The organism is Alkalihalobacillus sp. MEB130 (genome assembly GCF_032335535.1).
In the GTDB taxonomy this organism is placed as follows: Bacteria; Bacillota; Bacilli; order Bacillales; family Bacillaceae_D; genus Halalkalibacter.
In genome coordinates, this window is the sequence record NZ_JAOANA010000002.1 from 181317 (window position 1) to 208289 (window position 26973).

General features: G+C 38.0%; 31 protein-coding genes. 7 read left to right on the forward strand and 24 right to left on the reverse strand.

All coding sequences use genetic code 11. The annotated features are described in order from the left end of the window. Positions 1-24: 24 nt before the first annotated feature. The 8 genes from N0O92_RS02700 to N0O92_RS02735 form a co-directional block, all read right to left on the reverse strand. On the reverse strand, positions 25-1944 hold the full coding sequence (locus tag N0O92_RS02700) for a stage V sporulation protein D (RefSeq protein WP_315613064.1): 1920 nt from the start codon (positions 1942-1944) through the stop codon (positions 25-27). Positions 1945-2055: 111 nt separating this feature from the next. Then, a complete protein-coding gene (locus tag N0O92_RS02705) occupies positions 2056-4245 on the reverse strand; it encodes a penicillin-binding protein (protein WP_483860623.1) in 2190 nt (729 codons plus the stop codon). 143 nt (positions 4246-4388) lie between these two features. Beyond that, the gene (gene ftsL / locus N0O92_RS02710; RefSeq protein ID WP_315613245.1) at positions 4389-4736 is read right to left on the reverse strand and encodes a cell division protein FtsL; all 348 of its coding nucleotides are present in this window, start codon (positions 4734-4736) and stop codon (positions 4389-4391) included. 18 nt (positions 4737-4754) lie between these two features. Further along, complete coding sequence (rsmH, locus tag N0O92_RS02715; protein ID WP_315613066.1) at positions 4755-5690, reverse strand: 16S rRNA (cytosine(1402)-N(4))-methyltransferase RsmH; 936 nt, start codon at positions 5688-5690, stop codon at positions 4755-4757. Positions 5691-5713: 23 nt separating this feature from the next. Beyond that, positions 5714-6145: a division/cell wall cluster transcriptional repressor MraZ gene (gene mraZ, locus N0O92_RS02720; RefSeq protein WP_315613067.1), complete on the reverse strand. Its 432-nt coding sequence runs from the start codon at positions 6143-6145 to the stop codon at positions 5714-5716. A 153-nt stretch (positions 6146-6298) separates the two neighbouring features. Further along, positions 6299-7990 carry a bacillithiol biosynthesis cysteine-adding enzyme BshC gene (bshC, locus tag N0O92_RS02725; protein WP_315613068.1) on the reverse strand — a complete coding sequence of 564 codons (1692 nt, stop codon included), beginning with the start codon at positions 7988-7990 and terminating at the stop codon, positions 6299-6301. Positions 7991-8002: 12 nt separating this feature from the next. Continuing rightward, positions 8003-8383 (reverse strand): DUF3397 domain-containing protein, encoded by a 381-nt coding sequence (locus N0O92_RS02730; RefSeq protein WP_315613069.1) that lies wholly within the window; start codon positions 8381-8383, stop codon positions 8003-8005. Then, positions 8380-9306: a 2-dehydropantoate 2-reductase gene (locus N0O92_RS02735; RefSeq protein WP_315613070.1), complete on the reverse strand. Its 927-nt coding sequence runs from the start codon at positions 9304-9306 to the stop codon at positions 8380-8382. The genes N0O92_RS02730 and N0O92_RS02735 overlap by 4 nt, the downstream gene beginning before the upstream one ends. Positions 9307-9488: 182 nt before the next feature. Here N0O92_RS02735 and N0O92_RS02740 point away from each other — a divergent pair, with 182 nt between their 5' ends. Continuing rightward, a complete protein-coding gene (locus N0O92_RS02740; RefSeq protein WP_315613071.1) occupies positions 9489-10007 on the forward strand; it encodes an N-acetyltransferase in 519 nt (172 codons plus the stop codon). 141 nt (positions 10008-10148) lie between these two features. Here N0O92_RS02740 and N0O92_RS02745 read toward each other — a convergent pair whose 3' ends face one another. The 4 genes from N0O92_RS02745 to N0O92_RS02760 form a co-directional block, all read right to left on the reverse strand. Further along, positions 10149-10736, reverse strand: a complete 588-nt coding sequence (locus tag N0O92_RS02745; protein ID WP_315613072.1) for an RsfA family transcriptional regulator — start codon at positions 10734-10736, stop codon at positions 10149-10151. Between the two features lie 163 nt (positions 10737-10899). After that, positions 10900-11670 carry an enoyl-CoA hydratase/isomerase family protein gene (locus tag N0O92_RS02750; RefSeq protein ID WP_315613073.1) on the reverse strand — a complete coding sequence of 257 codons (771 nt, stop codon included), beginning with the start codon at positions 11668-11670 and terminating at the stop codon, positions 10900-10902. Positions 11671-11743: 73 nt separating this feature from the next. Next, positions 11744-11917 carry a 50S ribosomal protein L32 gene (rpmF, locus tag N0O92_RS02755; RefSeq protein WP_144450654.1) on the reverse strand — a complete coding sequence of 58 codons (174 nt, stop codon included), beginning with the start codon at positions 11915-11917 and terminating at the stop codon, positions 11744-11746. Between the two features lie 99 nt (positions 11918-12016). After that, positions 12017-12532 (reverse strand): YceD family protein, encoded by a 516-nt coding sequence (locus N0O92_RS02760; protein WP_315613074.1) that lies wholly within the window; start codon positions 12530-12532, stop codon positions 12017-12019. 213 nt (positions 12533-12745) lie between these two features. Between N0O92_RS02760 and N0O92_RS02765 the strand changes: the two genes are divergently transcribed. Then, entirely contained in the window at positions 12746-13960 is a 1215-nt protein-coding gene (locus N0O92_RS02765; RefSeq protein WP_315613075.1) for a nucleotidyltransferase, read from the forward strand. A gap of 103 nt (positions 13961-14063) precedes the next feature. Here N0O92_RS02765 and N0O92_RS02770 read toward each other — a convergent pair whose 3' ends face one another. Further along, a complete protein-coding gene (locus tag N0O92_RS02770) occupies positions 14064-15104 on the reverse strand; it encodes a SepM family pheromone-processing serine protease (protein ID WP_315613076.1) in 1041 nt (346 codons plus the stop codon). Further along, positions 15085-15894 (reverse strand): patatin-like phospholipase family protein, encoded by an 810-nt coding sequence (locus N0O92_RS02775; RefSeq protein ID WP_315613077.1) that lies wholly within the window; start codon positions 15892-15894, stop codon positions 15085-15087. Before N0O92_RS02775 ends, N0O92_RS02770 begins: the two co-directional genes overlap by 20 nt. A gap of 124 nt (positions 15895-16018) precedes the next feature. On the opposite strand from N0O92_RS02775, the gene ylbJ reads away from it, so the two are divergent. Next, positions 16019-17245 (forward strand): sporulation integral membrane protein YlbJ, encoded by a 1227-nt coding sequence (gene ylbJ, locus N0O92_RS02780; protein ID WP_315613078.1) that lies wholly within the window; start codon positions 16019-16021, stop codon positions 17243-17245. A 49-nt stretch (positions 17246-17294) separates the two neighbouring features. Here ylbJ and coaD read toward each other — a convergent pair whose 3' ends face one another. Then, positions 17295-17780, reverse strand: a complete 486-nt coding sequence (coaD, locus tag N0O92_RS02785) for a pantetheine-phosphate adenylyltransferase (protein ID WP_315613079.1) — start codon at positions 17778-17780, stop codon at positions 17295-17297. Further along, positions 17777-18343: a 16S rRNA (guanine(966)-N(2))-methyltransferase RsmD gene (rsmD, locus tag N0O92_RS02790; protein ID WP_315613246.1), complete on the reverse strand. Its 567-nt coding sequence runs from the start codon at positions 18341-18343 to the stop codon at positions 17777-17779. The genes coaD and rsmD overlap by 4 nt, the downstream gene beginning before the upstream one ends. Positions 18344-18723: 380 nt before the next feature. Between rsmD and N0O92_RS02795 the strand changes: the two genes are divergently transcribed. Then, positions 18724-19113 (forward strand): DUF7147 family protein, encoded by a 390-nt coding sequence (locus N0O92_RS02795; RefSeq protein ID WP_315613080.1) that lies wholly within the window; start codon positions 18724-18726, stop codon positions 19111-19113. Between the two features lie 60 nt (positions 19114-19173). On the opposite strand, the gene N0O92_RS02800 is transcribed toward N0O92_RS02795, so the two are convergent. Together N0O92_RS02800 and N0O92_RS02805 are read right to left on the reverse strand one after the other, a co-directional pair. After that, the gene (locus tag N0O92_RS02800) at positions 19174-20412 is read right to left on the reverse strand and encodes an MFS transporter (protein ID WP_315613081.1); all 1239 of its coding nucleotides are present in this window, start codon (positions 20410-20412) and stop codon (positions 19174-19176) included. 240 nt (positions 20413-20652) lie between these two features. Further along, on the reverse strand, positions 20653-20931 hold the full coding sequence (locus N0O92_RS02805) for a YlbG family protein (RefSeq protein ID WP_315613082.1): 279 nt from the start codon (positions 20929-20931) through the stop codon (positions 20653-20655). A gap of 139 nt (positions 20932-21070) precedes the next feature. Here N0O92_RS02805 and N0O92_RS02810 point away from each other — a divergent pair, with 139 nt between their 5' ends. Beyond that, positions 21071-21391, forward strand: coding sequence for a hypothetical protein (locus tag N0O92_RS02810; RefSeq protein WP_315613083.1), 321 nt, complete (start codon positions 21071-21073; stop codon positions 21389-21391). Positions 21392-21461: 70 nt separating this feature from the next. On the opposite strand, the gene N0O92_RS02815 is transcribed toward N0O92_RS02810, so the two are convergent. Together N0O92_RS02815 and uvsE are read right to left on the reverse strand one after the other, a co-directional pair. Next, positions 21462-21902 (reverse strand): YlbF/YmcA family competence regulator, encoded by a 441-nt coding sequence (locus tag N0O92_RS02815; protein WP_315613084.1) that lies wholly within the window; start codon positions 21900-21902, stop codon positions 21462-21464. 40 nt (positions 21903-21942) lie between these two features. Next, positions 21943-22932 carry a UV DNA damage repair endonuclease UvsE gene (uvsE, locus tag N0O92_RS02820; RefSeq protein ID WP_315613085.1) on the reverse strand — a complete coding sequence of 330 codons (990 nt, stop codon included), beginning with the start codon at positions 22930-22932 and terminating at the stop codon, positions 21943-21945. Positions 22933-23006: 74 nt separating this feature from the next. Here uvsE and N0O92_RS02825 point away from each other — a divergent pair, with 74 nt between their 5' ends. After that, entirely contained in the window at positions 23007-23786 is a 780-nt protein-coding gene (locus N0O92_RS02825) for an ATP-grasp domain-containing protein (protein WP_315613086.1), read from the forward strand. Here N0O92_RS02825 and N0O92_RS02830 read toward each other — a convergent pair. The 3 genes from N0O92_RS02830 to N0O92_RS02840 all read right to left on the reverse strand — a co-directional run bounded on the left by N0O92_RS02830 (position 23773) and on the right by N0O92_RS02840 (position 25180). Then, the gene (locus tag N0O92_RS02830; RefSeq protein WP_315613088.1) at positions 23773-24207 is read right to left on the reverse strand and encodes a lipocalin/fatty acid-binding family protein; all 435 of its coding nucleotides are present in this window, start codon (positions 24205-24207) and stop codon (positions 23773-23775) included. The two genes, N0O92_RS02825 and N0O92_RS02830, sit on opposite strands and share 14 nt — an antisense overlap. A 251-nt stretch (positions 24208-24458) precedes the next feature. Continuing rightward, positions 24459-24725, reverse strand: coding sequence for a YlbE-like family protein (locus N0O92_RS02835; protein WP_315613089.1), 267 nt, complete (start codon positions 24723-24725; stop codon positions 24459-24461). A 26-nt stretch (positions 24726-24751) separates the two neighbouring features. Further along, a complete protein-coding gene (locus N0O92_RS02840) occupies positions 24752-25180 on the reverse strand; it encodes a YlbD family protein (protein WP_315613090.1) in 429 nt (142 codons plus the stop codon). A 112-nt stretch (positions 25181-25292) separates the two neighbouring features. Between N0O92_RS02840 and N0O92_RS02845 the strand changes: the two genes are divergently transcribed. Continuing rightward, positions 25293-25799, forward strand: coding sequence for a PaaI family thioesterase (locus N0O92_RS02845; protein ID WP_315613091.1), 507 nt, complete (start codon positions 25293-25295; stop codon positions 25797-25799). A 71-nt stretch (positions 25800-25870) separates the two neighbouring features. Here N0O92_RS02845 and N0O92_RS02850 read toward each other — a convergent pair whose 3' ends face one another. Continuing rightward, entirely contained in the window at positions 25871-26944 is a 1074-nt protein-coding gene (locus N0O92_RS02850; RefSeq protein ID WP_315613092.1) for a CAP domain-containing protein, read from the reverse strand. Between the last annotated feature and the right edge of the window lie 29 nt (positions 26945-26973).

Consider the following 26973-nt stretch of genomic DNA (forward strand, 5'->3'; position numbering starts at 1 on the left):
TTAACTATTTTAGACGTTTTGTCCTTATTTGTCACCCATATAAATGCGGATTGTTGATCCTTCTTCAACTTTCACTCCAGGTTCCGGTGATTGTGCAAGCACATAATTCCCTTCTCCATCAGCATTAACTTTTAGTTCATAGTATGACTCATTTAATTCTCTTCTAGTTCGACCAACTAAATCTGGAACTTCAACGAGCGGAGTATCAGTCCAGGTCATTTCTTTCTCAATTCCTCCATCACGTTTCTCTACTCCCATCGCTTGCAAACTATCACCGATGATATTTCCAACGATAGGCGCTGCTACGATCCCACCAAATTGAAGAGTATCTTTGGGATTATCAATCGCAACATAGACGACGATTTGTGGATCATCTGCAGGTGCAAATCCAATAAAAGAAACAATATGGTTGTTTTCTAAATAGCGACCATCCTTTGCCTTTTGCGCTGTTCCTGTTTTCCCACCAACTCGGTACCCATCAATATAAGCGCCCTTACCTGAACCAAGAGCAACAACGTGTTCAAGTGCGTAACGCACTTCCTTTGATGTTTCATCTGAAATAATTCGTCTTTTAAGATTTGGAGTTCGTTGATCAACAACCTCATTTGTCATTGGATCAACCCACTCTTTTGCTAAAAATGGCTGATACAAATATCCTCCATTCACGGCTGCGGACACAGCAGCTACTTGCTGAATTGGAGTAACAGCAACCCCTTGACCAAAAGCCGTAGTGGCTTGTTCTAGAGGACCAACACGATCTCTATTAAAAAGAATTCCTGTTCCTTCTCCTTGCAGATCAATACCTGTTTTTTCTCCAAATCCAAAATCTTCAATGTAATCAAATAGTCGATCTGTACCTAAGCGTTCTCCTAACACAACAAAACCAGGGTTACAAGAATTTTGAACGACTTCTAAGAATGTTTGATGTCCATGACCACCTTTTTTCCAGCATCGTAAGTTTCGACCAGCGACCTCAATGTACCCTGGATCGTTAAATGTATCTTTCTCTAAGTCGACTTCGCCTTCTTCTAGAGCAGCTGCCAATGTAATAATCTTAAACGTTGATCCTGGTTCATACTGCATCCAAACAGGTTTGTTTTGATTATAAATTTCAGCAGGAACATCCTGGAAATTTTCCGGGTTATAGTGAGGCCTACTACTCATCCCTAATACTTCTCCTGTATTTGGATTCATAGCAATAGCTATAGCGCCGTCAGGATTGTACGTAGCTTCAGCGATATCAAGCTCTCGTTCCATAATGGTTTGCACTTGACTATCAATGGTTAATCGTAAATCTAAGCCATTAACAGGGGCGGTATATTCATCCGCTAAATTAGGCATTCTATTTCCTTTTGCTGTTGAAAAAAAGGACACGTATCCACTGTCACCCTTTAAATTATCATCATAATAAAGTTCCAAACCCGTAAGTCCCTGATTATCGATCCCTGCAAATCCTAAAACATGTGACAAGTAACTACCAAACGGGTAATGTCTCAAACTATCTTCGGCAATATAGACTCCCTCTAAACGTAACGAACGAACCTCACTGGCTTTCTCTTTCGTCACCTTTCTCCCCTCTGGGTTAATCCGAACAATTGACTCTTGTTTCGTCACATATTCATATGCTTTTTTATGATCCATATCGAGTACTGATGCAAGTTTTTCAGCTGTATCAACAGGATCTTTCACTTGTCTTGGCACAACGAGAATCGATGGCGCACTTACATTGGTTGCAAGAACTACATCATTCCTGTCCCTGATCTCACCTCTTTTTGCTTCAAAAGGAACGTCCCTACTCCATGAATCTTCTGCTCGATCTGTTAACCAATCACCTAATACAAATTGGACATACCCAAGTCTTAGAGCAATAATTAAGAACACAGCCAGTCCAAAAAAAAGTACAAGAATGAGTCGTTTTCGCACTGTTACGTTAGAAACTCGCACCGTAATACCTCCCGCATACATTCATATCATGTGCCGCCAGTTTAGACGGGGCTTGTTTAAACATATGCTTGTACGCGATTGGTTAGAACAGTAGCTACAGGTCTAAAAGTCTTATTCACCTATTTGATCTAAATTCAACTCATCGTCTTCTCGACTGTACTCTCTCTCCCCCGAATTTGGAGCTAGCTCTACTACAATATAATCACCTGGTTCGATTACTGTCCCCGGTTCTATACTTTGTTTCTCGACATATCCATTTCCGAAGAAAGTTGGATTTAACTCCATTGCTTGGGCAAAACGACGTACATCCCGATTGGACCAGCCTGTTAAATCAGGCATCTGAAAATGATCTCCATCTGTTCGGATAAATAACCGTTCTCCGTGCAATAGTCCTTTTCCAGCTAAAGGTTGTTGCGCTTCTATTTTTGATCCATTTCCTAAAACAGTTAATTCGACCCCATTCTCTTGTAAACTCTCCTGTATACTAGAAACGGTTTGACCTACATAATCCTCTGTTTTAAAACCCGTTTCGGTTTCTTCAACAATCTCGTCAAGAGTTGGTGTGATATTTAAATATTGTAAACTATGTTTCATGATTGTGTTGAAAATCATGGATGTCGGCATAGACCCAGACTCCTCTAGGCTTAATTTTGGTCTTTCTACAGCAACATAAACAATTACGCGGGGATCTTCTTTAGGTGCCATGCCTAAAAATGAAAAAATATTTTCTCCATGTCCCTGAATATACCCTCTTGCATTTGGATTGTTAATTTGAGCTGTACCAGTCTTACCTATTACATCAAACCCTTCTAAATAATAAGGGTGACCGGTTCCTGCTGAATTTGTAACAACCCCTTCTAATAAATCCTTTACTTGATCTGCCGTCTCTTTAGATATTGGTTCACCCACTACTTCTGGCTCATTTTTTTGTACAATTGTATTATTGTTTGGATCTACAATTGAATCAATAATATATGGTTTCATCATTTTTCCACCATTTGCAATTGCCGTAGCAGCTTGAATTTGTTGAATTGGCGTTACAGCACTTCCTTGCCCAAAAGCAGTAGTGGCTGCATCTACTCGTCCATTTCTTGCTAATAGACTATCTGCTTCATTCGGTAGATCAATACCCGTTTTTTCGTCAAAACCAAATTTACTCAAGTATTCATAAAGCTTATCAGAACCTAACTTTTCAAGGACCAATTTGGCCATCGCAACGTTAGAAGAACGATAAAAACCTTCATTATACGAGATTGATCCCCATCCGCGAGCTTCATTATGATCCCCAATTCTACGATCCGCAACTTCAATTGTCCCAGATTGATAGAATTCTTCTCCGTTGTAGACGCCCTCTTCAATTGCAGCTGCTACCGTAAACATTTTCATGGTTGATCCTGGCTCATAACGATCAGACACAGCGAAATTCAAGTAATTCGTGATTTGCTCATAATGATTCGGATTAAAACTAGGACGATTGCTCATCCCAAGAATTTCACCTGTTTTCGGATCAGCTACAATTGCAATTATTTTTTCAGGGTTGTAATCTTCTTCCACTTGAGTCATGACTTGTTCAAGCGCCGTCTGGATATTGGAGTCTAACGTTAAATATACAGCATGTCCATTTTCAGCCGCTGTTATGTTTTGGTTAGGGTTTAGCAATGGAAAACCTTTACGATCACGTTGATAGCGAATTGTACCATCATCTGCACTCATTAACTCATCCAGACTTCGTTCAAGCCCCATCCTTGCTTCTCCCGTGTTTCGCTCTGTAAATCCAATTATGTGAGAAGCATATGTTTGTTTCGGATAATATCGTCTTGATTCTTCCCTAAAATAAATACCGTCTAAATCCAATTCTCGAATCGCTGTTACTTGTTCAAAAGTTAAATGTCTCGCACCTGAACCTAACTCAATTTGAAATTTCCCCTCTGCTTGCCCATTCGCAAACGCCCTTTCCAAATCTTGTGCTTCCATATTAATATGAGGCGCAAGAAGAGTGGCCGTCTCTTCATTATTAACGACATATCTTTGATAGTTTTGGTCTAATACCGCATAAACAGTATAGGAATTCACTTCTTGTGCAACCGGACTACCTGTTCGATCATAAATTGTTCCACGGACCCCTTTTAACACTTCCGTAGTTGTCCATCTTTCTTCACCTAGTGCTCGTAAATTTTGCCCGTCTATTTCTTGTGTTGTTTGAATATAAATAATTCTACCAAGCAATATAACAAAGAAAAGCAAAACAACACTAAGTAGCAACACAGCTCTCTTATTTGTGACTGATCTTTTTATTTCCAATCTTTTCACCTCATTTTCTACTATACATAAGGTGGATGGCAATTACATGTCCTAAAATATGCCAATTTCAGAAAAAAAACTAGCCTATAGCTGAAGGGTAGAGAAAAAAGATAATTTTTCTCTACCCTATTAGCTAAACTAGTTTAGTTTTGCACAACTTTCACCTTATTATCATCCAAAGACATCCCCAGTTGTTCTGATGCAATATGTAAAATTCGATCTGGAGCACTTAATTCAACAACCTGTAGGGACAGCCCTTCATTAACTTGTTGTTGATTACTAATCGTTTGTTCTAACTGATAAACTTCTTGATTCATTGAATATAATGTTGCAAAATTATTGACCATGAATCCAAGAACAACAAATGTCAAAACCGCTACCATTCCAATAATGGCTTTTTCCCCTAACGTGATAGGATTACGAACGTGACGAATTCTCGTTTTTGTTTGAACCTGTGATTGTTGTTGCTCTTGAATGTTACGCGCTACCATACTCAACTTCATTCCCCCTTAATGTTGCTTTTCCGCTACTCGCAGTTTCGCAGATCTTGACCGGTTATTTTCCTCTAATTCCTCGCTTGAAGCTACAATTGGTTTTCGAGTGATTAGTTTTAAAATCGGCTCATATCCCTCCGGTATTACAGGCAAACCTGGTGGTAAGTCTGGTCCCTTGCTTTTTTCTTTAAAGATTTCTTTACAAAGCCGATCTTCCAAAGAATGAAAGGTAATAACAGAAATTCGTCCACCTACGTTTAATAGTGAGATCGCATCTTCCAACGCTTCTTCAAATGCTCCCAATTCATCGTTTACAGCAATTCGAATCGCTTGAAATGTTCTTTTAGCCGGGTGGCCCCCTGTTCTTCTAGCTGGTGCTGGTATGGCTTCTTTAATAATCTCAACGAGTTCTCCAGTCGTTTTAATTCTTTTTACTTCTCTATGTGATTCAATCTTGCGAGCAATTTGTTTAGCGAATTTCTCTTCTCCATATCTTGAAATAATCTTAACAAGTTGTTCAAATGGCCAATCATTCACAACATGAAAAGCCGTAAGCTCTGCCGTCTGGTCCATTCTCATATCAAGAGGGGCATCTTGGTGGTAACTAAATCCTCTCTCTGCTTCATCAAGTTGAGGACTGGATACACCAAGGTCAAACAATATTCCATCCACTTGTTCAACACCAAATTTGGCTAGCTCTTCCTTTATATGGCGAAAGTTGCTTCTTATGAGGGTTACTTTCCCTTCAAAAGGACTTAATTGTTCCCTTGCATGAGACAGAGCTTTATCGTCTTGATCAAATGCATAAAGGTGACCTTCCTCACTAAGCTGTGATGCTATTAACGACGAATGCCCGGCACCACCTAATGTACAGTCAACATAGACACCATTTGGTTTGATATTTAGGCCATCGACTGACTCTTGTTTTAATACTGTCACATGATGAAACATCTCACTACCTCCAAAACAAACGACTAAAAATCAAAATCTACAATATTCTCGGCAATTTCACTGAAAGAATCTTCTGATTCAGCGAAGTATTCCTCCCAGATCGTTTTACTCCAAATCTCAACTCGATTGGAAACCCCAATAACCACACATTCTTTATCAAGTTGTGCATACTCCCTAAGCGGTGAAGCTATATTTACTCTTCCCTGCTTATCTAGTTCACATTCAGTCGCTCCAGAAAAGAAAAATCGAGTAAACGCTCGTGCATCTTTTTTCGTAAAGGGTAAGGTTTTTAATTTATTTTCAAGCTTGCTCCACTCTTCCTGTGGATAAACAAACAAACAGCGATCTAAACCTCGGGTCACGACAAAAGAAGAGCCCAAACTATCCCGGAACTTTGCCGGAACAATCATACGACCTTTTTCATCTACGTTATGGCGATATTCTCCCATAAACATCGCAAACCCAACTCCCCCCACTTACTACCCTTAAGTTACCACATTCCTCCACTTTGCACCACACTAAATTTTTGATTTATCCACACAAAAAAAATCCTACCGCAAGGGCAGGATCCTTTTATCCACATTTCGACGGAAAAACGTAACATGAATTTACAAATATACAATTTTATGAGTGGGGGTTACCGACATATCTGTTGACAACAATCGCCTAAATCCATCTTCTCCTATGACATTCATCAACAAGATCGGATGAAATACTCGTTCTTGTGGTAAATTTAATGGCGCTGCCCACTTACCTGCTTCTGTAAATTTCGCAAGTGTATGCTCATGGCTTTGTCGAACAAAAAGTTTCATCTTTTTGTTCATAAATTCAATTTGATTCTCCATAATGGCAAAGTTTTTTTCACTCATTTTTGCCAAAGTGGGATCCATTTTGCTTGCTAGTTCCTGCAATGGCTGATGGTGATTAGAAAAAGCCGCTTTTACTTGCTCTATCACTTCATCAATTGGATAGACAGTTGCATCTTCTAACCAAGATTCTCGTAACTCCGTCATTTTCCCAAGTAGAAATGGCTTCAGATCATATTTTGTTTCGGCTAGCCACTTTTGTACGTCAGGTGGGATAAACGTCATTTGAATTCTAGGTATAACAGGTGGAACGTTCAAGTGAAAATGAGAAAACACTTGTTTTAATGTCGCCCAATAACGCAACTCGCCTGGACCAGCCACAAATGCTAATACAGGTAAAAGCCACTCTTGCATTAAAGGTCTCGTTACCACATTATTGCTGAACCTTTCCGGCTCCTTATGTAACAATGTAAGCAATTCACTCTTCGTAAAAGAAATATCTGTATCTTTCACAAAAAAGCCGTTCTCCTCATAATCTAATCTTTTTCGTTCTCCATTTATTTCTAAAAAAAGGTGTGCATTCGTTTCATCTGTGACAATCGGATCGCCATATCCAGCTTTTGCAAAGGCTGCTGCCCCATGTTGCTGTCTAATCTGAACCTGCTCTACATCTTGTATTAATGCTTCAAAATAATCTGTTTCGAGATTTCGAATGACAGGATCGTGTGCATCCAACAGCAATAGACCCTCACTCCCAAACAACCAGTTCATTATCTCCTTAAAGAAATCAACAAAAGTTGTTGATTGATCCATGAATGCTCGTAGTTGCCCCAAAATGGATTTCGTATGGACCGTTTCAGGAAGTGTTGCAAACAACTCATCCGTCCACCTTTGCAACTCCTTCTTATTAAGATGAAGCATGGAAGCGGACGCCACTTCAAAATGATCATTATATAAATGTTTCTTCCAATTTCCAGCTTTTTCTTTATAGACAAAACGAATTTCATCTACATCATGGTCTTCTCCTGCGATCCAGAAAACCGGCACAACGGGAATTTTTAACTTCTCCTCTTGTTGTTTTGCCAATAATACTATTGAGATTGCTTTATATACGGTATAAAGCGGGCCAGTTAACAGTCCAGCTTGTTGTCCTCCAACGACTACAACCGAATTAGGTTGTCTTAATTTCTCAATCTGAATCAGCGTTTGCTCTTTACCTTCAAGTGATGTATGAACATCCAGTAAGTAATCCGCTAATTCTTTCCGTTTAAAAGTGCGCGAAAGTAAATCATCCGCCCTTTTCGAGAATTTTTCTACATCGTTATATGTAAAATCAAAAAAAGATTCCATCCGTTCATGCCCGCTTATGTAATCTCTCATAAAACCTGTATTTGATATTAGGTCGATTTCTCTTACTTCCATCATGTATAGACGTCCCTTCGTATCACTTAATTCCTTTTCATCATAGCAAACTATGAGCCATTGACCAAGCATGACGAACTACCATTAACTAAATATTCTTGAGATTAATCCAAATCCACTTAATAACAAATAAAGAATAACAAAAAAAAGAAAGTTAAACCTCCATATCCCCTTAAATAATTTATTTGTTTGAATATCTCCTGATACTTTCCATTGTATCCAAGTAACGAAAAAAGCAATTAAAAAGAAAATAGCTAATATTAACCAACCAAAAGACTGATCCCATAGCTCAATTAAAATAAAATAAACAGCCATCATAAACAACACCGTTGTCCAATCCGAGGCACGACGTAACGACTTTGATTTATTTTTTGATATCTTTACGGAAGTAAGATAAATGACATACCATCCGAGCAAAGGAACTGTTACGATTGTAGCAATAACTGCTGCTAACACACTTGTCATAAAGTAGTACCTCCTAACTCATATGTTTGCTCCTTCGCTCTAATTGCACGATAAAGGAAAGTTAAAACGGGCACATTCATTTGTTTAGCTGAAGCTTGTCGAAGTAAGTACCCTACAATGCTATCGACTTCTGTTTCACGGTGACTATCTATGTCTACCAACATAGACGAGCGGTTTCTAGATGTTTTCTCACAAACTTGACAAACATACTTCCACAGACCTTCTTGATTCTCTATCCCGAGGATATCTGTCACTTCAACAAACACTTGTCTCATCATTGAGAAATAATAATCATTTTTCACTAACATTCCATTTGGAATGGCAAAAATAGCTGTAATTGGATTGATACAAGCATTTACTACTAATTTTCGCTGTAACAATTGTTTCCAATTCTGTTGTTTCTCAATTGGAAAATGCTCTTCATTTAATTGACTAAACAACCTCTCAATGAATTGGCTCTTTTGACGAACATAACTCCACTTTAACATTCCAATCCCCGTGTGACGAACCGTAACGTTATTTGTCCGCATAGCCCCATGTTCCATCACACCTACTGCAATTTCAGGGACAGAAATTTGGTGAAACAATTCTGTGTGAGACATTCCATTTTGTAAAAATAGGACGGAAAAAATATTCAACTGATTTTCATCTATCTGTTTTATCACATGTTCAACCTGATGAGACTTAACTGTAACAATTAGTAAATCGACATCTGTAAGTTGTGTCAATTGCTGAACATTCATCGCAAGGATAGAGACCTTTTTTATTGTTTTTTCTGAATAAAAAAGATGCAGACCGTTCTGATTTAAATCATCTGCTTGTTCTACTCGGTTCGTAACTAATGAAACAGGACATCCTAGTTTTGTAAAATAAAATGCCATTAACATTCCAATTGATCCTGAGCCTATTATGACAACGTTCACTCGTATTGCTCCTTGCTTTTTATGAAAATTGTACCATACTCTGGGGCAAAACTTACAAATAATAAAATTCTGACTATTATAACATTTTGTTCTTTAATAAAAAATTCAGGCATATTTAACCGCTTTCAGACTAATATGTAGTAAAATATAGTAGAGAACTGTAACTATGAGGAGGAAGTCTTATGCACAACTATGAAGTTAAGCGTTTACTTGTAAATTATAAAACGTTAGAAGAGTTTAAAAACTTTCGTGAATACGGTTCAGCCGAACTCTCTATGAAAGGTGACCTTGAAGCGAACATTATTGAAAATGATAGTGAATCACCGTTTTATGGCGTTTATTTCGGAAAAAAACTTGTCGCGAGAATGAGCTTGTATCGAATTGACGGCAAATACGATCGTTATTTTAATCCACCACAAGACTATCTAGAATTATGGAAGCTGGAAGTGTTAGAAGCGTACCGAAAACAGGGATATGGAGAAGCATTAGTTAATTTCGCAAAATCTTTTCAACTGCCAATCAAAACGAACGGAAGACAAGGATCAGGACCATTCTGGGAGCATATGGGTTTTGAAGCAGCAACATATGATGCTACAAGAGATAGAGGTGAAAGTCCTTATGTTTGGTACCCAGAAGGAGTAAAGGAACAAGTTGCGGGTAAAGAACCCGTAAATATAGAATCCGAAGATAATCTTTCTTAACACAAAATAGAGAGGTGTCCCAAGAAATCTATTTATTGATTTCCGGGACACCTCTTCAGCCTATTATGGACAAGTTCGACACCTCTTAAAGCCTTGAGAAAAGTGAGTTTCCTTCTCTCAAGGCAGCAATAACTTATTTAGTTAGATCGATAATTTTCTAGCACGATCCATAATAGACAGTAGCGCTCGATAGTCCTCTGTCATTATTTTTTTCTCCTCTTTTACCTTTTCAAGTTCTTCTTGTAACAGTTCGTTCTCTCTTTTTAGCTTTTCTATTTCTTCATATGGAATGCGTTTCTTCATTTCTTCTTCATAGTCAGCTAAAAACGAAAGTACCGTCTTCATTGTAAGCTCAGACGAAACCGTTTCCTTCTTTAAAGCAGCTCGCTTTTTACCTTCTGCTTTTTCTATATCTTTCTCTTCCTTAACGGAGACAACTGGCTCCATAATTTCTTCACTTGTTTCATTTACAAATTCTTCTGGTTCAGCAGGTTGTTGTTTCTTCCCTTTAGTCCGCTGTTTTTTCGCTAACGCAACAGCAGATTCATATTTTTTTCGAATCGCTGAATTCCAGCGGAACCCGCAAGCAGCGCTAGTTCTAGACAAGCGTTCTCCAACTTCTTCGAATGCAGAGAGTTGCGTGCTCCCTTCTCGAATATGTCTAAGAACGACTTCAGCTAAAATTAAATCTTCATCTGTGCTCCATGCATCTTGGCGAATCGTTGTCATAGAATCCCTCCTCAAAGTCTCATTTGCTTATTCATATGCATCTACTAGAGTAGAAAGACTTATTATTAGTAAAAAAAGATCAACTCTTCTTTTTTTATTAGATAGATTTTGTTCTATTAGTCAATTATGACCGATTTACCAAGTTCTATTCACAAATCTAGTATTAGCTCTCTTTTGACGAATGTAAGAACGTACGAACAGCCTCATGATGTTCTTTTGTTTCCCATAATTTTGCACAATGGCTTATTTCATTACTGATATGTTGATGAATGACAGATCTATTCATATGTTCAATCAGTCGTAATTTATACGCCTTTAGAACTTCGGCGCTATGACTTAAAAACGGGGTCACATAATCAATCACTCCTTCTTCAAACGGTTCTTTGTGAATAATTTCTTTAATAAACCCATTATTCACCAAATCAGTTACAGGAAACATCTTTGCTGTCACCAACATATGTAATGCTTCTGGCTTAGGTATCCTTTCAAATAGCAATGTGGCACCACCCCAACCTGTTGTAATTCCTAAATTAGCTTGGACAAACCCAACCTTTGAATGAGGAGCAGCAATGCGTAAATCACAGGCAGAAGCAAGCTCACTTCCTCCACCAACAGCCGTGCCATTTAAAGCAGCTACCGTTATTTTTGGAAAAAAAGCGATTCTCTCTAAAATGGATCCCATCTTACTGAACATCTTTTTAGCGTCCTCTTCCGTCATTAAGTGTTGAAAAGCTGTTAAATCTCCTCCTGAGCAGAAAGCTCGTTTCCCCGCCCCACTTAGAACAATGACTTTACTTTCATCTAATTCAGCCATGTCCAAAGCCTTATTTAACTCTTTCATCACTTGTTCATTTACCGCATTCCTAATTTCTTCGCGATTAATCTGAATCCACGTTACACCATTTTCACATTGCCTCATCTCTACGTTCGCCACATTCTCTCTCTCCTTTTCCCCTGTACAAAAAAGACGAAGAGAGAGCTCTCTTCGTCTTTCAGTTCGTATTAAATTACTTGCTGATCACATCTTGACCTTTGTAAGAGCCACACTCTTTACAAATACGGTGAGCAAGCTTTAATTCTCCACACTCAGGACATTTAGTCATACCAGGTACTGCTAACTTGTAGTGAGTACGACGCTTATTCTTGCGAGTTTTAGATGTTCTTCTAAATGGTACTGCCATCATTCCCACCTCCTTAAAAAATCTATAAAATCCAACCGCGCCCAAACTTAGTTGGTTATATGAAATGAAGGCCCGATCTTAGTCGGTGCTTCGACTTTCCTATTCCTTTTCAAAAAACTTTGCCAAATCAGCCAATCTTGGATCTACACGATTTTTGTGCTCTTCCTCTGTAACAAGTCCCCAATCTTTTCCTGAGGGTGGAGCAAGTCTCTCTTCTTCTGTCTCCGCATATACTTGAATTGGAATTTCAAGTAATATACGTTCCTTTATGACAGGAAGTAAATCAACTGTTTCTCCTTCAAAAAAATTAATTTCATCATGATCAACATCTGCTGTAACATAATCATTGGTCGGATGAAAATGCTCTGTTATTTGAAGATCAATTGGAAACTTTACATCAGCTAATGTTCTTACACACGGAAGAATCAACTCGCCTACAATCGAAAGCTGAAATGTAATCAAAGTACCGGAGTAGTTCACCTCTCCTTTTACGATTACAGGAGATACTGATCTAATCTCTGGATTTAATTCTTTTAAGCTAGATAAATCAATTTCTTCTTCAAATGTAAATGGTTTGCGCTTAGCAACAGATAATTGCTGTAATGACCATTTCATCTCTGATCACCTCTAAGACAACAAAATTAAGTATAGCTCTACACTAATTGAATGTCAACCTTTTTTCTTTACAGTAACATACAAGAAAAATTGCTAGAGCTTGTACTTGTTTTAAGCATGACGTTTATTGTAGCATGTCATAAAAGAAGAGTAAAGGAGCACGATTGTAATTATTAGATTTCACCTTACCATAATATTAGGAGGATGAGAAACATGAAAGCAGTTGGAATTGTTGTTGAATATAATCCATTTCATAACGGGCATTTTTTTCAAGCTGAACAAGCACGAAAAATGACAGAAGCTGATGTAGTGATCGCAGTGATGAGTGGCTCCTTTCTACAGCGAGGTGAACCTGCCATTGTCTCAAAATGGTACCGAACAGAGATGGCATTATCTTCTGGAATAGATCTAGTGATCGAACTCCCATATATTTATTCTACCCAAAAAGCAGAATTATTTGCTCACGGTGCCATTTCGTTATTAGCTGAGATGGGAGTTACTTTTATTAATTTTGGGAGTGAATGTGGTAACATTGATCAATTTAACCAGTTAATTTCATTTATGATAGAAAACAAACCAACTTTCGATCAATTCGTGAAAGAAAAAGTAAAGCTTGGATACAGCTATCCCCGTGCAACTTCTGAAGCGTTTGAGAAGTTGAAACCTAGTTCATCTATTTTATCTTTAAGTGAACCTAATAATATTCTTGGCTACCACTATATGAAAGCGATTAAAGATCAAGGACGACACATTAAACCAACTACAACATTACGCAAACAAGCTCACTATCATGACCAAACGGTTTCCGATAAAAACATAGCGAGTGCTACAAGCATCCGAAAAGCCATTGCCTCTAAGCAATTCAGAGAAATCCAACATGTCATGCCTGAAGTACCCTATCGTTTGCTCCTTCATTACCAAGAATCGTTTCACCTTCTCCATACGTGGGAACATTATTATCATCTTTTGCAATATAAACTACTGTCTACTCCTGTTGACCAATTGCAGCAGATTTACGAATGTGAAGAAGGGCTTGAATATCGTATGAAAGAAACCATTAAACATTCCCATTCATTCGCTGACTGGATGCAGCAAATGAAAACAAAACGTTATACTTGGACAAGACTACAACGGCTTGCTACACATGTGTTAACCAATACAACAAAGATAGACATGGCCGAAGCACTATCAACAGAACCGACATATATCCGACTACTTGGCATGAATGCTAAAGGTCAGGCCTATCTAAATCACACAAAGAAGAAACGAGAGGTTCCCCTTGTTACAAAACCAGCCAAGCTAACTGGACTTGCTGCAACATTAGATGAAAGAGCTACTAATGTTTATGTTACGGCCCTTTCAACGGAACATCGAATGAAACAAATGAGAGAAGAAATGACCAGACCCCCATTGCTACTTACAAACTAAAAAGAGGAGAAATGTTATAAGCTTCATGTTCCCATTTGCACACTTTTCCACTAAGTAATAACATGTGTGCAAATAGGAGTGAAACTTATAAGCGATTTCTCCTCTAAGATTTTTCTGGAAGTGATTGTAAAAAGACAAGTGCTTCCTCAAACGTATCAATCGGAATAATTTGCATTTGAGTTCCGATATCTTCAGCAGCCTCTAATGCCTCTAAATAATTTGAGTCATCTGCCCCTCCTTCATTTGGAGCAAAAAAGTAATCAGCTCCTGCCTTGTCAGCTGCGACTACTTTTTGTCCAGCTCCGCCAATACGGCCGACGATGCCTTCCTCCGTTATTGTACCTGTTCCAGCTATGTTATAGCCTTTCGTAATATCTGCTTCCATTAATTGATTGTAAATTTCCAAAGAAAACATTAAACCCGCGGAAGGCCCTCCAATTTGACTCGTATCGATTGTAACATTAGGATGAAATGTTACGTCACGGTCGGTAACAGGAGCAGAAATTCCAATACCCACTCTTCCAGCAGGTGCATTCGTTTCATCCGGAAACGCTGAAAAACCAACTTCAAAGACTTCCTCTTGATCATTTCGCCTAACCGTTAAGGTAACCGTACTTGTCTCGTCCATCCCTTGCAATAGATCAATTAATTGTTCTGCTGTTACGACTTGCTCCCCGTTTACCGCAAGAATATGATCCCCTGTCTGAAGGACACCTTCTGCCGGCATTCCTTCAATAAGACTCGTAACCAAAACTCCCTTATAATCATACTCCACATCCAACCCTGCTGCTTCATAGGCAACAATTTTGGCAATTTCTTGCGAACCTGTCATGGCCATTAACTGCCGGTGCTGATATTCCTCATCTGTTTCTCCCTCAAAGCGAAGCTGCTCTTCTGGATAAATCATCCGGTAAGGGCTTAAGTGGGCCCATGCATAAAAGAAAAGATTAGCCTTTCCCATTTGCACAGTCGTAAGCATGAAAGAGCCCTCTTCCTCTGTAAAGCCTCCCTCAACTGAAATCACATCATCAAGCACCTTCGCGCCCCCTGGTTGAGAATAATAGTAAGGCAGCTGATAAAATTGCAAAAATAATAATACAGCTATAAGTATGATCCACCTCTTTTTAATCTTCGTCCCGGTCATTTTTGTTCTCCTTCCAATTTTCAATACTACGTTTTATGTCACTTAATTTATCCCTCGTAGCATCTTCCCCACGTCGGATTAAATTTTCAACTTCAGTAAAATCAAGCGAACTAGAATGTTCGACAATGGGACGGATCATGACAGAACTATCAATTTCTTGTACTCGGACAAGTTCGCGAGCCATGATGTCCATACTTTGCATAATTATGTCATACACCGTATTCATTTCAATATCCGTCCTAAAATAAGATACATCAACTGCTATTGTAACATCTGCCCCCATTTCTTTCACTACTGATACAGGAACACGATCAATTACTCCACCATCAACTAGCAACCGCCCTCCTATTTTTTCAGGAACAAAAATTCCTGGAATGGATATACTTGCTCTTACGGCAGTAGCCACATCTCCCTCTCTTAAAATGACTCTTTCTCCATTTTTTATATCCGTAGCCACTATAGCAACAGGTGGATTTAATTGCTCAATCTTCTTATCTTTCGCTAACATTCGAATCACTTCTTTGGCTTTTAGTCCCGCTACGAACCCTAACTTCGGGACGATAAAGTCAATAAAATATTTTCGTCTAAACAATGTAGCAAATTTCTCTAGATGTGCAGGAGATTGGCCAACACCGTAGAGAGCTCCTACAAGAGCCCCCATGCTGCTACCGGCGATAAAGTCAACAGGTATGTTTTCTTCTTCAAGTACTTTTAAGACACCAATATGGGCAAATCCCCGTGCACCACCAGAACCTAGTGCAAGACCGATTTTTGGTCGATTTTCCCCCATTTTATCCTCTCCTTACGTTTTACATGACTCAATCTAAATCATATGGTCTATTACGGGCTCGTATACGTATAGTTATATTATGGACATGTTGGTTTGAAGTTACATAAAAGGAGGCAGCTACTCCATGTCAGGATCCATGATTAAAACTTATACATTAGCGCTAATAAGTATTTTTTTAGCAGCCTCGCTTATGATATTCCCTCAACAAGCACTTGAAGGCTCTATCCGTGGGTTGAATATTTGGTGGGAAGTCGTCTTTCCTTCCTTATTGCCATTTTTCATTGTTTCTGAATTACTAATCGGTTTTGGAGTTGTTACATTCCTTGGCGTATTACTAGAACCATTAATGCGACCTCTTTTTCGAGTACCTGGAGTCGGGGGATTTGTTTGGGCGATGGGACTAGCATCAGGAAATCCGGCAGGAGCTAAGATAACAGCTCGATTACGTCAACAAAAAAAATTATCCAGAATAGAAGCAGAACGTCTTGTTAGTTTTACGAGTTCTGCCAACCCATTGTTTATATTCGGTGCAATTGCAGTAGGTTTTTTTCATAATGCTGCTCTTGGGATTGTTCTAGCACTAGCCCATTATTTAGGAAACATTTTTGTAGGATTGATCATGCGTTTTTATGGCCGTAAGGAAGAGGCAAGTAGTCCACCACACAAACCAAAAGCGAGCGGACTTGTATCGGCTTTAAACGTATTACATGAAGAAAGAATTAAGGATGGTCGTCCCATTGGTAAATTGCTAGGTGACGCCGTTCAATCGTCCGTCCGTACATTATTAATGATAGGTGGATTTATTATTTTATTTTCAGTCTTAAATAAAATATTTAGTCTCGTTGGAATTGTAGCGATTATAGGTTCCTTCTTTTCTATTATTCTTGCATTCTTTCACTTACCAAGCGATCTTAGTCCATCTCTTGTGTCAGGTATATTTGAAATGACGTTAGGAGCCCAAATAGCTAGCGAAACAACTTCTGTCGGATTGCTCGAACAAGTCATTGTCGCTAGTTTTATATTAGCTTTTAGTGGGTTTTCAATACAAGCCCAAGTAGCAAGTATACTTGCTGAAACGGATATTCGTTTTAAACCCTTTTTAATTTCGCGCTTCATTCACGGTTTCTTCGCTGCTTTTTTAGTCTTTTTATTTTGGAAGCCATTTTACCTTAATCAACAAACTTCTGGAGAACAGTGGCAAGCCATCCCTGTTTTTTTAAGAGAGCAGTCAAGTACATGGGTACAGTCAACCTGGTCGATTATTAGTGATTATGGATCACTTTTCACTCTCATAATGTTGATCATCTTTATTTTTATAACAGCCAAAAACGCTTTAGCACATGGAAAGTAATGTGTATACACAATTTTACGTAAAAAGGGTGATTCAAAATAATTTTGAATCACCCTTTTCCGAATTTTTTTCGGAGTGCTTTAGCTACTGCCTCAGGTACAATATCTGAAACATCTGCATTATACTTGGCTACTTCTTTCACTATACTAGAACTTAAATAAGAATAATGATTGTTCGTCATCATAAAAAACGTTTCAATTTCCGGGCCTAATTTCTTATTAATAGAAGCTGCTTGCATTTCGTACTCAAAATCGGAAACGGCACGCAAGCCACGTATAATCGTATTAGCCTTTTTTTCTTTTACATAATCAATTAATAGTCCATTAAAAGAATCCACTTCAACATTTTTTAAATCTTTCGTTACTTCTTGTAGTAATAAAACTCGCTCCTCAACAGAAAACATCGGTTGTTTGTTTCGATTATGTAAAACAGCAACAATCACCTTATCAAATACAGAAGCCCCACGAGTAATAATATCAAGATGGCCTAACGTAACAGGATCAAAGCTTCCAGGACATACTGCTATACTCGTCATTTTGTCACATCGCCTCCTACAGTATAAATTGTAATCGTTGTTTCACCATATGTTTCTTCACGCACTTTCTTTCCTTGCCCTATTGTATCGGGTAGTACGACTGTATGCACATGCTCACAAACAATGATTCCTTCTTCCTCAAGTAAATCATGATCAAGAATAATACTAATTTCATTAGCAATGTTTTGTTTTGCATATGGCGGATCCAAAAAGATAAGTGTAAAGGCTATCTCTCTTTTTACTAAAGCTTTTAATGCTCGTTGTGAATCATTTCGATAAACTTCAGATCGTTCTTCAAAACGACACTGCTGCAAATTCTGCTTAATCGTATCAATAGCTTTTTTATTCTGGTCCACGAAAATCGTTTTAGTCATTCCGCGACTGATCGCCTCAATACCCAAACCACCACTTCCAGCATACAAGTCTAGAGCGGTTCCTCCAGAAAAATAAGGTCCGATCATATTAAAAATGGATTCCTTCACTTTATCCGTTGTGGGTCTTGTTGATGAACCCGGTACAGCTTTTAATGGTATACCACGCTTTTCTCCAGAAATAACTCTCACTATTTTCACCCATCCTCTTCTTCATATAACTAGGGTCCTTTAAAACGTATCATACGATTATTAAATACACAAATATATATAATGAACAACAAACAAAAATTGAAATAATTTCTAAATTTATACGTATGGAATGAAGGAAGACTGGTCATACTTCAACTAGTAGCACTTATAGTGTTGCTACAACCGCGGAGAAGGCTTACGTTTCCCCATAAGTTCTTCCTCCGGTTTCTCCTCTCCCATAGCCTCATGGCATACATAAGTATGTGTATGGGCACCTCGCAAGGAATCCTTGCGAGGATTTTTTTTTGCTCGACAACTTCATGAAACCGTGCTACATTTTCATTCATAAATGTTAGTAAAAGAAAGAAGGTTCCTTGCTCATGATACAACAATTTATTCTTTTAGGAGAAGGATATAATGATTTATATGAATTATTAGAACTTGCGCAATCTAACCAATCTAGAGTACATATGCTTTTACGGCTTGATACGACATATCAACAAAAGAATAAAAGTTCACTTGTTCTTATTTTAAACCCAGCTTCACCTGGAAAAATGATGCCTCTATACATTTGTTTAGAAGGAATTCCTTCACCCGATGATGTACCGTCCAAGCGCTACGACTTGTTTGAACAATTATCCGGGCAACTAGACATACCTATTCACCAACTAAAAGTCAAATCGTCTCAAAACTTTGAGGACTTGAACCTCTATTATCAATACCTCATTGGAGTACTTCGAATGAATCGTTACATCCCACCACTCCAATAAACCCATCTTAATAAAAAGAATCTGTGAAAGAAATGTTGAACTTTTCACAGGTTCTTTTTATTAATGTGAAACCGCATTTTTTCCCTGCTGTTTCCTTTTTTCTTGATCAAAAACCTTATTAGCTGCAGGTAATACCTTTAATTTCACAATAATAACATTTATAAGTAAGAAAATCGCACTAACAAAGAATAAGCCTCTAACACCAATACCAGATATAACAAATCCACCAAGTATAGGTCCCAGCATCGTCCCAAGATACATTGCGCTATTGGAAAACCCATACGTTCTGCTTTCCATTCCGGCCGGGGCATGCATTCGAATAAGTGTATTAGCTGCGGGCAATAACCCACCTAAACATAACCCAATTAAAAAACGTAAGCTGATTAATTGCCAAATTTCCGTTACAAATGCTTGCGGTATTGAAAAGAATGCTACACCAAGCATTGAATAAATGAGCACATGTTGTGCACCTTTTAGATCACTTAATTTCCCTAATTGTGGAGATGTTAACATATTGGCAAAGCCCATAACAGAAATAGCCACACCTGCATAAAAGGCCACTGTAGCAGGAGAAGTTAGTTCTTCAACAAACAAAGACAATAAAGGATTGACGCCCATTACTGCAAATTGGATAAAGAATATTACAACGTAGAGAGATAAAACAGGCTTCTTCTTTGTAATATATGTAAATTCTTGTAACGTACTCGTTTTATGTTTGGTTTCGACTGGCGTAAACGATTCTTTAACAAAAATGAGAACAACAAATGTTGCAATGAGAATGCATAAACCAGTAAGGAAAAAAACCGTGCGAAATCCAAATGTTTGAGCAATGACCCCACCAATTAACGGTCCACAAATAGCGCCAGACACCGATCCAGATTGCAGTAAACCTAAAGCGTAGCCAACTCGTTCTTTTGGAGTATTAGTGGAAACGAGCCCTATAGAAGCAGGAATAAACCCCGATACAACACCATTTAATAACCGAAGCAGTAGTAACATGAAAGGACCTGTCGCAAAACCGGTTAAGCTTACAAATAAGGCCATTCCAAATCCTGAACGTAAAATCATCATCTTCCGTCCATATTTATCTCCCATTCTCCCCCAAAAAGGAGAAAATAAAAAAGCAGTTAAGAAATTTGCTCCAAAAATCACGCCAGCCCAAATACTTAATGTTTCAGGGTTGGTTACACCAAGTTCTTGTAAAAAAAGAGGCAAAAAAGGAATAATCATCGTCATAGCACTTATGACAATGAATTGACTAATAACAAGAATCCATAAATTTCTCTTCCATGTTAGCATGTTACCACATCCTTCATATCTTACCTTTATTATAAATTTCGACAGTCGAAATAATCAACTCTCATTACCTACATTCAAAGCATCCCCCCTTACATATTCAACCTATATATCCTTAAAGCTCCTTTTTTTATTCATTTGAAAAACGTTCCAGCGTATTTATATTAGATAAGCGGAACGGGTTAGACATAAAAAAAACGACTTCACATAGGTTCCTAATAAGAAGCCCTAGTAAGTCGTAATTTAAATTCCCATTTTATAATCGTACTCTTTTGCTTTATCCGGTTTAGCATTTTGAAATTCCGTTTCAATAAAAGGTCTCATAGATGGCTTTACATCGCGCACAAATGGAAATGCTTGCAATTTTTTAATAACCTCATCTACCTTTTCTTGGTCACAATAGAAAACTACATACTTCATTTTCTTTGAGACATAATGAACATTACCAAATCGACGCAATTGTCTAGCAAATTTTAGTGATGTTAGCCAGACAGCTACTCCTTGACGTTTTGAGTCTAACATAATCCGCACTCCTCCTGAGTTGTTACCTTGCTTAAGTCTAGCATGTTCTTAGTTTGACAGCAATAGATGTAGTTGGTATATATAGAGAGAGTTTTTTAAATTATCTTTTAATTCGAGGATATATAAAGAGGATGATAGTATGGATCTTACTTCTATTTGGACAACATTTATTTCGAAGTTGAATCAGGACGACCATATACACTCGTTCCATACAAAAAACTATGGCGGTTTGCCTTTCGGATATATAAAAGTAATCAAACCAATGAGCCAACCACAGTTAGAAAACTTGGTAATCCAATATGCACGTGAAGCGATGAAAGGAAAGCGTCTTACGTTTGACATGATCTATGTACGCCATCACTCAAATGCCTTTGTCTATCGCATGCGCTTTAAAGTTCCTCAAGAAAAACTATTTTGTTGTGGAAATGGCTGTAGCAATTGCGTCCGCCTCAAGCAATAAAAAAGGAAAAAAACAAGAGTAGGTGTGCCAAGTGGTCTGTACTTGACCTTTTGACACACCTCTTCTCGTTTTAACTGCAACCACAACCGCCACCTGAGCTACAACCACCACTACAAGACATATTATCAAAGAATGGGTTACCTGTTGGTACCTTAATCGATTCTGACACAGCTCTTGCTATGATTTCACTAACCTCATTTAGAAGAGCTTCTAGATCACGTTCTGCCTTTTTAAAAACAGAAACGGTCTCCGTTAAATCAACTTCTCTCTTTATCTTTCGAATATCGGTTGATACTTTATCGTAATCTGGGTGATATCTCCCAAAACGTTGTACTTCATCATATTGGTCTTTCAGTTGATTAAATTTTCGAATTCTCTCTTGAGCGTCAGGGTCTGCTTGCAGCTCTTTTTTTGCTAGTAAATAGTGTTGATATACATTAGATTTAATAACAGCTTGACCAAGGTCACTAGCTTCATCAATCAACTCAAATGTTGACATCGTTGCGAGCATACTCACACCTCCTATCAACATTATAACACGTCTTCCTCCATTAAGATAATACTCTGTTCATCATGTAAATAGAGGAAGGATTTCTAACATGAACTCCCTCCATATCAGAAAGAGCCTCCGTTAACCTCAATAGTGAGGCATCTTTTTGCTTTGCTTCAATCATAATATCGAGATGTTCAACGGTTCCTTCAATTAGACGTAAGAATTCGTATAACCTTTGTTCATCTATGAAATCATGATGAGCTCGATCATTTTTCCCTTCTTTCGGACTAGAAACATGCATCTTAATAGGCAATGGACTATCCTTCCAAGTAAGTACGACCCTTTTCCAAAGTGACAATAGATCAGACGATTCATGCAACACATCATAATGATGAAGATCGAATACTACAGGAATATGTAACTTCTCTCCAAGATACAAAACATCTTCAAGTGGATAGTTCATATCGTCATTTTCTAGCATAATCATTTCTTGTATTGGTCTCGGTATCATAGAGAAATTTTCAATAAACTGTTCTAACCCAGCTTCTCGTCCTTCTTTCTTTCCCCCCACATGTAAAACACACCGATGGATCGGTGAAATTCCCATTCCTTTAAGTAACTTATAATGCATCATCAAAGTCCGTAGCGATTGTTGCAATATATCCTTCGACCGATTGTTTAATACAACAAAATGATCAGGATGAAAACCCACTCTCATTTCTTCTTGTTTTATAAAGTCTCCTAATTCCTTTAGAAAAGGAGCCAACGCTTTTTCATATTTCCAACCTTCTGTAAGAGGGTGGTTAGCTAGAGGGACAAGCTTTGATGATAAACGAAAAAAAGAAATTTGATGTGCCTTGTTATGCTTTATAATTCTAAGACAGTTTTGAAGATTTGATATAGCAATTCTTTCAAGCTTTCGAACAGCTGCGTCTCGGTCGGGAATTTGTTCAAATTGTTTAACTGTCATGGTTTGCGACGGAGAGGCATTTGAGAGCATCACACTCATTGCTACATACCCTAGCCGGAATGAATAGGACTGATCCATGTTTGACTTCCCTCCTAAGTTTGCTTATAATTCACTCGTCTTGTTTAATTGTATGAAGAAGGTGAGCAGAGTAAATGAAGATTGTAACGTTTAATCCATTTAGAACAATCGGTATGCCGGGTATCCAATATGTTAAACCTGAACGCATGTTTGAAAAAGAAGAGCGTAGAAAGATTGCCGAAGCTGACGTATGCTTATTTCCAGAAAACTGGCAAGTGAATGCACTTGTTTACGGCATGAAAAAAACCATTTTCCCAAGTATCCAATCCATCCAAATGGGGTTTAACAAAATTGAAGTTACCCGTGGCTTTTGGAGTGTGTGTCCAGATCATGTCCCTAAAACCGTTATTTTAGGTCGTAATCATGATAATATCAACCGTGTATTTGATGAGTTTCCATTCCCTTTTGTCGCTAAAGAGATACGAAATTCAATGGGAAAAGGAGTCTTTTTAATCGAAAATCATAAACAATTCAATGAATACGCGGAGAATAATCCTTATTTCTACGTTCAAGAGTATCTACCAATTGATCGTGACTTACGCGTTTGTTTTGTTGGTGATGATGTTGTCGCTGCCTATTGGCGAATAAATGAACGCAACTCTTTTAGAAACAATGTTGCGCAAGGTGCTAAGATTTCTTTTGATAACATCCCAAATGAGGCGATTGAACTTGTCCGAACAACAGCTAGAAACCTAGGTGTAAATCATGCTGGTTTCGATGTTATAACAGCTGGAGGTAAATTTTATTTTCTTGAATTTAATACTCTCTTTGGAAATCAAGGCTTTCAACAATTAGGGATTTCAATTGAAAGAACCATTTATGACTATCTCCAGAGAACCATTACGACATCGTAATAGAGATTGATTGTTCTATTTCATAAGGTGAATAATCATTTTTAACAAGGACAACCTTGATCTCATATTCTCCTGATGGCATGTCTTCAATTAAGAAGGCCGGTTCAAATAAAGTATCAACATGCTCATCGTTAATATAAAGTCGGATATGGCCCTCCCCTTCTTGATGGAGAGCACCGGCTTTTTTTTCGTTAAAATGAAAGTCATTAACAAAGCACTCTACAAATAAATGATTTCCTTGAATTTCATGTTTCATCGTTAAATCCTTTTGCTTTCCTGTTTGCACTTGAACGATACCCGTATTATGAATAGGTATAATATGTAAATGAAGAAGGTCAGATTGATTCGTCTCTGCCAGTACATTCATAGGAATGACTAGATAACAAACTATAACACTGCACAAAAGTTGTACTTTATTCATATGAGTCCCCCCTGCATCAGTATGTGAAGCCTCTGAAAAAGGAAAAAAACAACCTTTTTCACTGCCTCAAATAGATAGCAATGGCTCCGCACATTGCTTTAGACGGTACGAAAAACGAAAAATGATTTCTTTTGCCCTCTTAGTAAGTATCCTTATCGTCCCTCTCTATATCGCCTTCTATTCATTTTTCCGTATATTTCCTTATTAATCATTCTCCAACAAAACATGAATAAAACGAAAAGACCTGTCACTTACTCGACAGGTCCTTGTGCTTCAACCGTTCCTGTTGATTGCCCCATCTTTAACATTTCCATCATCATCATGACAAGTCCAAGCGAATTTTGAACTTTCTCTACACGCTGTGGGAGTGTACGACCATAGAATTGATTTGCTTCTTTCTCTAATACAGGAATTTGACCAGGGTCACGTGTTAATTTACGGTACCAATTAGGATGTTGTCTTATATAATGACGTAGTTCAGGTCTTTCATGAAGAATTTGTTGTACATCAGCTCTCACAGAAACTCCTCCTCATTTTGCTTTGGTTAATCACGTCTAAATGAAAATGGATGGTCTTGTTGGTTCTGATTTGTGTGATTTGATGGTTTTTGGAAAGACTGAATGACATTTTGAACATTCGCTAACACGGAACTAAACTGTGTTAAATGTTGCTGAAGATCATCAACATTCATTCGCTTAACTAGCCCAATAATCTGACCGAGGGTATCACTTGCACTCTTAGATGTCTTTGAATCTTTTGACTTATTATCTACCTCTGTTTGTTTTGACTCTGTTGATTGGGATCCAATGTACTGGGACCACTGTTCATGCTCACTGCCTACTACACTCCATTCTTCAAACAACTCTTGAAGCGTTTTACTTCCTCCTTTTACTTCTTGAATTAACAATGGATGTTGTTTCATAAACTGTTTAAATTCTTGCACAGAAGGATGTAATTCTTGATCTGAACTCATAATTAAACCTCCTTCATCTCTTCTTTATTACTAATGTACACAGTTGCCCAGTCCAATGTTCAATGAAATTTGCTACAATGTGAGGAGATTATAAAAAAAGGAGGAGTAGCGAATGGCTACAGTAGAACAGCAAAAATTACTAAATCAATTGGAATTGTTTTTAAAAGAGGCTACATCAGAGGAACAATCATTAGTTTCAGATATAATAACTGGACTCGAGGCAAAAAGAAATGGTTCTTTTCGAACATACATAGCGGCACTAACACAAATGGAAGGATGTTTTTTAGATAATGGGGATTACGAAGTTCGTTTGCCTATACAACCTCTTATTGAAAATCCTCTAAAAATGACTCATGGAGGAATAACAGCCACTCTTCTAGATACAACAATGGGTTCCTTAGTCAATCGTTCCTTACCAGTCAGCCAAGCTGCCGTCACATCTGAAATGAATATTCATTACATAAAACCTGGAATCGGTCAGTTCTTACGATGTGTCGCTTCGTTATCACATAAAGGTAATAACCTTTGTATAACAGAAGCCAAGGTATTTAATGATCAGGAAAAGCTCATTGCCATGGCTACGGCTACCTTCTTTATCATTGCTAGACCTACTGAATAATCCTATAAATAGGTAAGAGGTGTCCCATTTGGTCTAATTTGACCTATGAGACACCTCCTTAGAAACGACAATTAGAGTTGCCATGGAGTTAAAAAGTTCTGAGTATAATGTTCTCTAAATACTCCCACTCCTAAATGTGTAAACTCTTCATGTAGCAAATTAACACGATGCCCCTCACTATTGAGCCACCCTTCAACAGAAGCTAAACCATCCACATATTTGGCTGCAATATTCTCACCTGCCAACTTAAAAGGTACTCCCCCATTTTCAAAGCGATCAGAAACCTCTCCAAAGTTCGGAGACGTATGAGAGAAATATTCGTTTTCACTCATATCTTTGCTATGAAGATACGCTACATTCGATACAGTATCATCCCATTTAAATGGTTCTAACTTATGTCTTTCTCTTATTACATTCGTATAATCAAATATTTGTCTTGCATTGCCTTCTTCGATTCTCCTCCACTCTTCTTCTGAAAAAGAGGGGCGCTCAGGAGGAGCACCTCGATACGAAACAGAATAAGGTCTTTGCCTGATCAGAACATCATTTTCAACCATCCGCAAACTAGATAACTCCTCAGTATGTGTATCAAAGAAAAATTGAACCCAGACATCATTTACTTTTGCAAGGGGCCTCATTAGTAGATCCTCATCCGACAATTCAAATTGATACATTCCACCATCACTAGAGGAAACATCTACTCTATTTTTAAATTCTAATAATTCGTTAATCTCATAATACGTTTGGCCAAGAGACAGAGACTCCCCCTTAATATCGCCAGTTAAAAAGACAGTCACAACTCGATTGTCTTCTATACCGATTTGCATATAGGAATCCGCTTGGATTGGATAAATCCACCAATCATAACCATAAGCCGATAAATCAATTCGTGATGGTTCACCAAACTCTTCCATTATTTCACTTCCTAGTTTACCAATCAAATCTTCATTTTCTGAAAGTGTAACCATTTGTTCTTCATAAAGTTCGGTACTAACAGTCGATACTTCTTCTACTGAAAGAGTCTCTGGCTCCATTTGTTCGGATTGCTGAAACCATTCAGAAATTTGTGCCTCGAAGGTTCTTTCAAAAAAAACGATAAACCCGAATAATAACATGCTAAAAAAAATTACGTATGCTTTCTTCATATAGTCCCCTCTCTAATGTCAATAATCTG

Coding starts and splice junctions, on each gene's coding strand:
- ftsL (WP_315613245.1), bottom strand. CDS start 4,736: ATGGTAGCGCGTAACATTCAAGAGCAACAACAATCACAGGTTCAAACA.
- rsmH (WP_315613066.1), bottom strand. CDS start 5,690: ATGTTTCATCATGTGACAGTATTAAAACAAGAGTCAGTCGATGGCCTA.
- mraZ (WP_315613067.1), bottom strand. CDS start 6,145: ATGTTTATGGGAGAATATCGCCATAACGTAGATGAAAAAGGTCGTATG.
- bshC (WP_315613068.1), bottom strand. CDS start 7,990: ATGCTTGGTCAATGGCTCATAGTTTGCTATGATGAAAAGGAATTAAGT.
- N0O92_RS02730 (WP_315613069.1), bottom strand. CDS start 8,383: ATGACAAGTGTGTTAGCAGCAGTTATTGCTACAATCGTAACAGTTCCT.
- N0O92_RS02740 (WP_315613071.1), top strand. CDS start 9,489: ATGCACAACTATGAAGTTAAGCGTTTACTTGTAAATTATAAAACGTTA.
- N0O92_RS02745 (WP_315613072.1), bottom strand. CDS start 10,736: ATGACAACGATTCGCCAAGATGCATGGAGCACAGATGAAGATTTAATT.
- rpmF (WP_144450654.1), bottom strand. CDS start 11,917: ATGGCAGTACCATTTAGAAGAACATCTAAAACTCGCAAGAATAAGCGT.
- N0O92_RS02760 (WP_315613074.1), bottom strand. CDS start 12,532: ATGAAATGGTCATTACAGCAATTATCTGTTGCTAAGCGCAAACCATTT.
- N0O92_RS02765 (WP_315613075.1), top strand. CDS start 12,746: ATGAAAGCAGTTGGAATTGTTGTTGAATATAATCCATTTCATAACGGG.
- N0O92_RS02770 (WP_315613076.1), bottom strand. CDS start 15,104: ATGACCGGGACGAAGATTAAAAAGAGGTGGATCATACTTATAGCTGTA.
- N0O92_RS02775 (WP_315613077.1), bottom strand. CDS start 15,894: ATGGGGGAAAATCGACCAAAAATCGGTCTTGCACTAGGTTCTGGTGGT.
- ylbJ (WP_315613078.1), top strand. CDS start 16,019: ATGTCAGGATCCATGATTAAAACTTATACATTAGCGCTAATAAGTATT.
- coaD (WP_315613079.1), bottom strand. CDS start 17,780: ATGACGAGTATAGCAGTATGTCCTGGAAGCTTTGATCCTGTTACGTTA.
- N0O92_RS02795 (WP_315613080.1), top strand. CDS start 18,724: ATGATACAACAATTTATTCTTTTAGGAGAAGGATATAATGATTTATAT.
- N0O92_RS02800 (WP_315613081.1), bottom strand. CDS start 20,412: ATGCTAACATGGAAGAGAAATTTATGGATTCTTGTTATTAGTCAATTC.
- N0O92_RS02805 (WP_315613082.1), bottom strand. CDS start 20,931: ATGTTAGACTCAAAACGTCAAGGAGTAGCTGTCTGGCTAACATCACTA.
- N0O92_RS02810 (WP_315613083.1), top strand. CDS start 21,071: ATGGATCTTACTTCTATTTGGACAACATTTATTTCGAAGTTGAATCAG.
- N0O92_RS02815 (WP_315613084.1), bottom strand. CDS start 21,902: ATGCTCGCAACGATGTCAACATTTGAGTTGATTGATGAAGCTAGTGAC.
- uvsE (WP_315613085.1), bottom strand. CDS start 22,932: ATGGATCAGTCCTATTCATTCCGGCTAGGGTATGTAGCAATGAGTGTG.
- N0O92_RS02825 (WP_315613086.1), top strand. CDS start 23,007: ATGAAGATTGTAACGTTTAATCCATTTAGAACAATCGGTATGCCGGGT.
- N0O92_RS02830 (WP_315613088.1), bottom strand. CDS start 24,207: ATGAATAAAGTACAACTTTTGTGCAGTGTTATAGTTTGTTATCTAGTC.
- N0O92_RS02840 (WP_315613090.1), bottom strand. CDS start 25,180: ATGAGTTCAGATCAAGAATTACATCCTTCTGTGCAAGAATTTAAACAG.
- N0O92_RS02845 (WP_315613091.1), top strand. CDS start 25,293: ATGGCTACAGTAGAACAGCAAAAATTACTAAATCAATTGGAATTGTTT.
- N0O92_RS02850 (WP_315613092.1), bottom strand. CDS start 26,944: ATGAAGAAAGCATACGTAATTTTTTTTAGCATGTTATTATTCGGGTTT.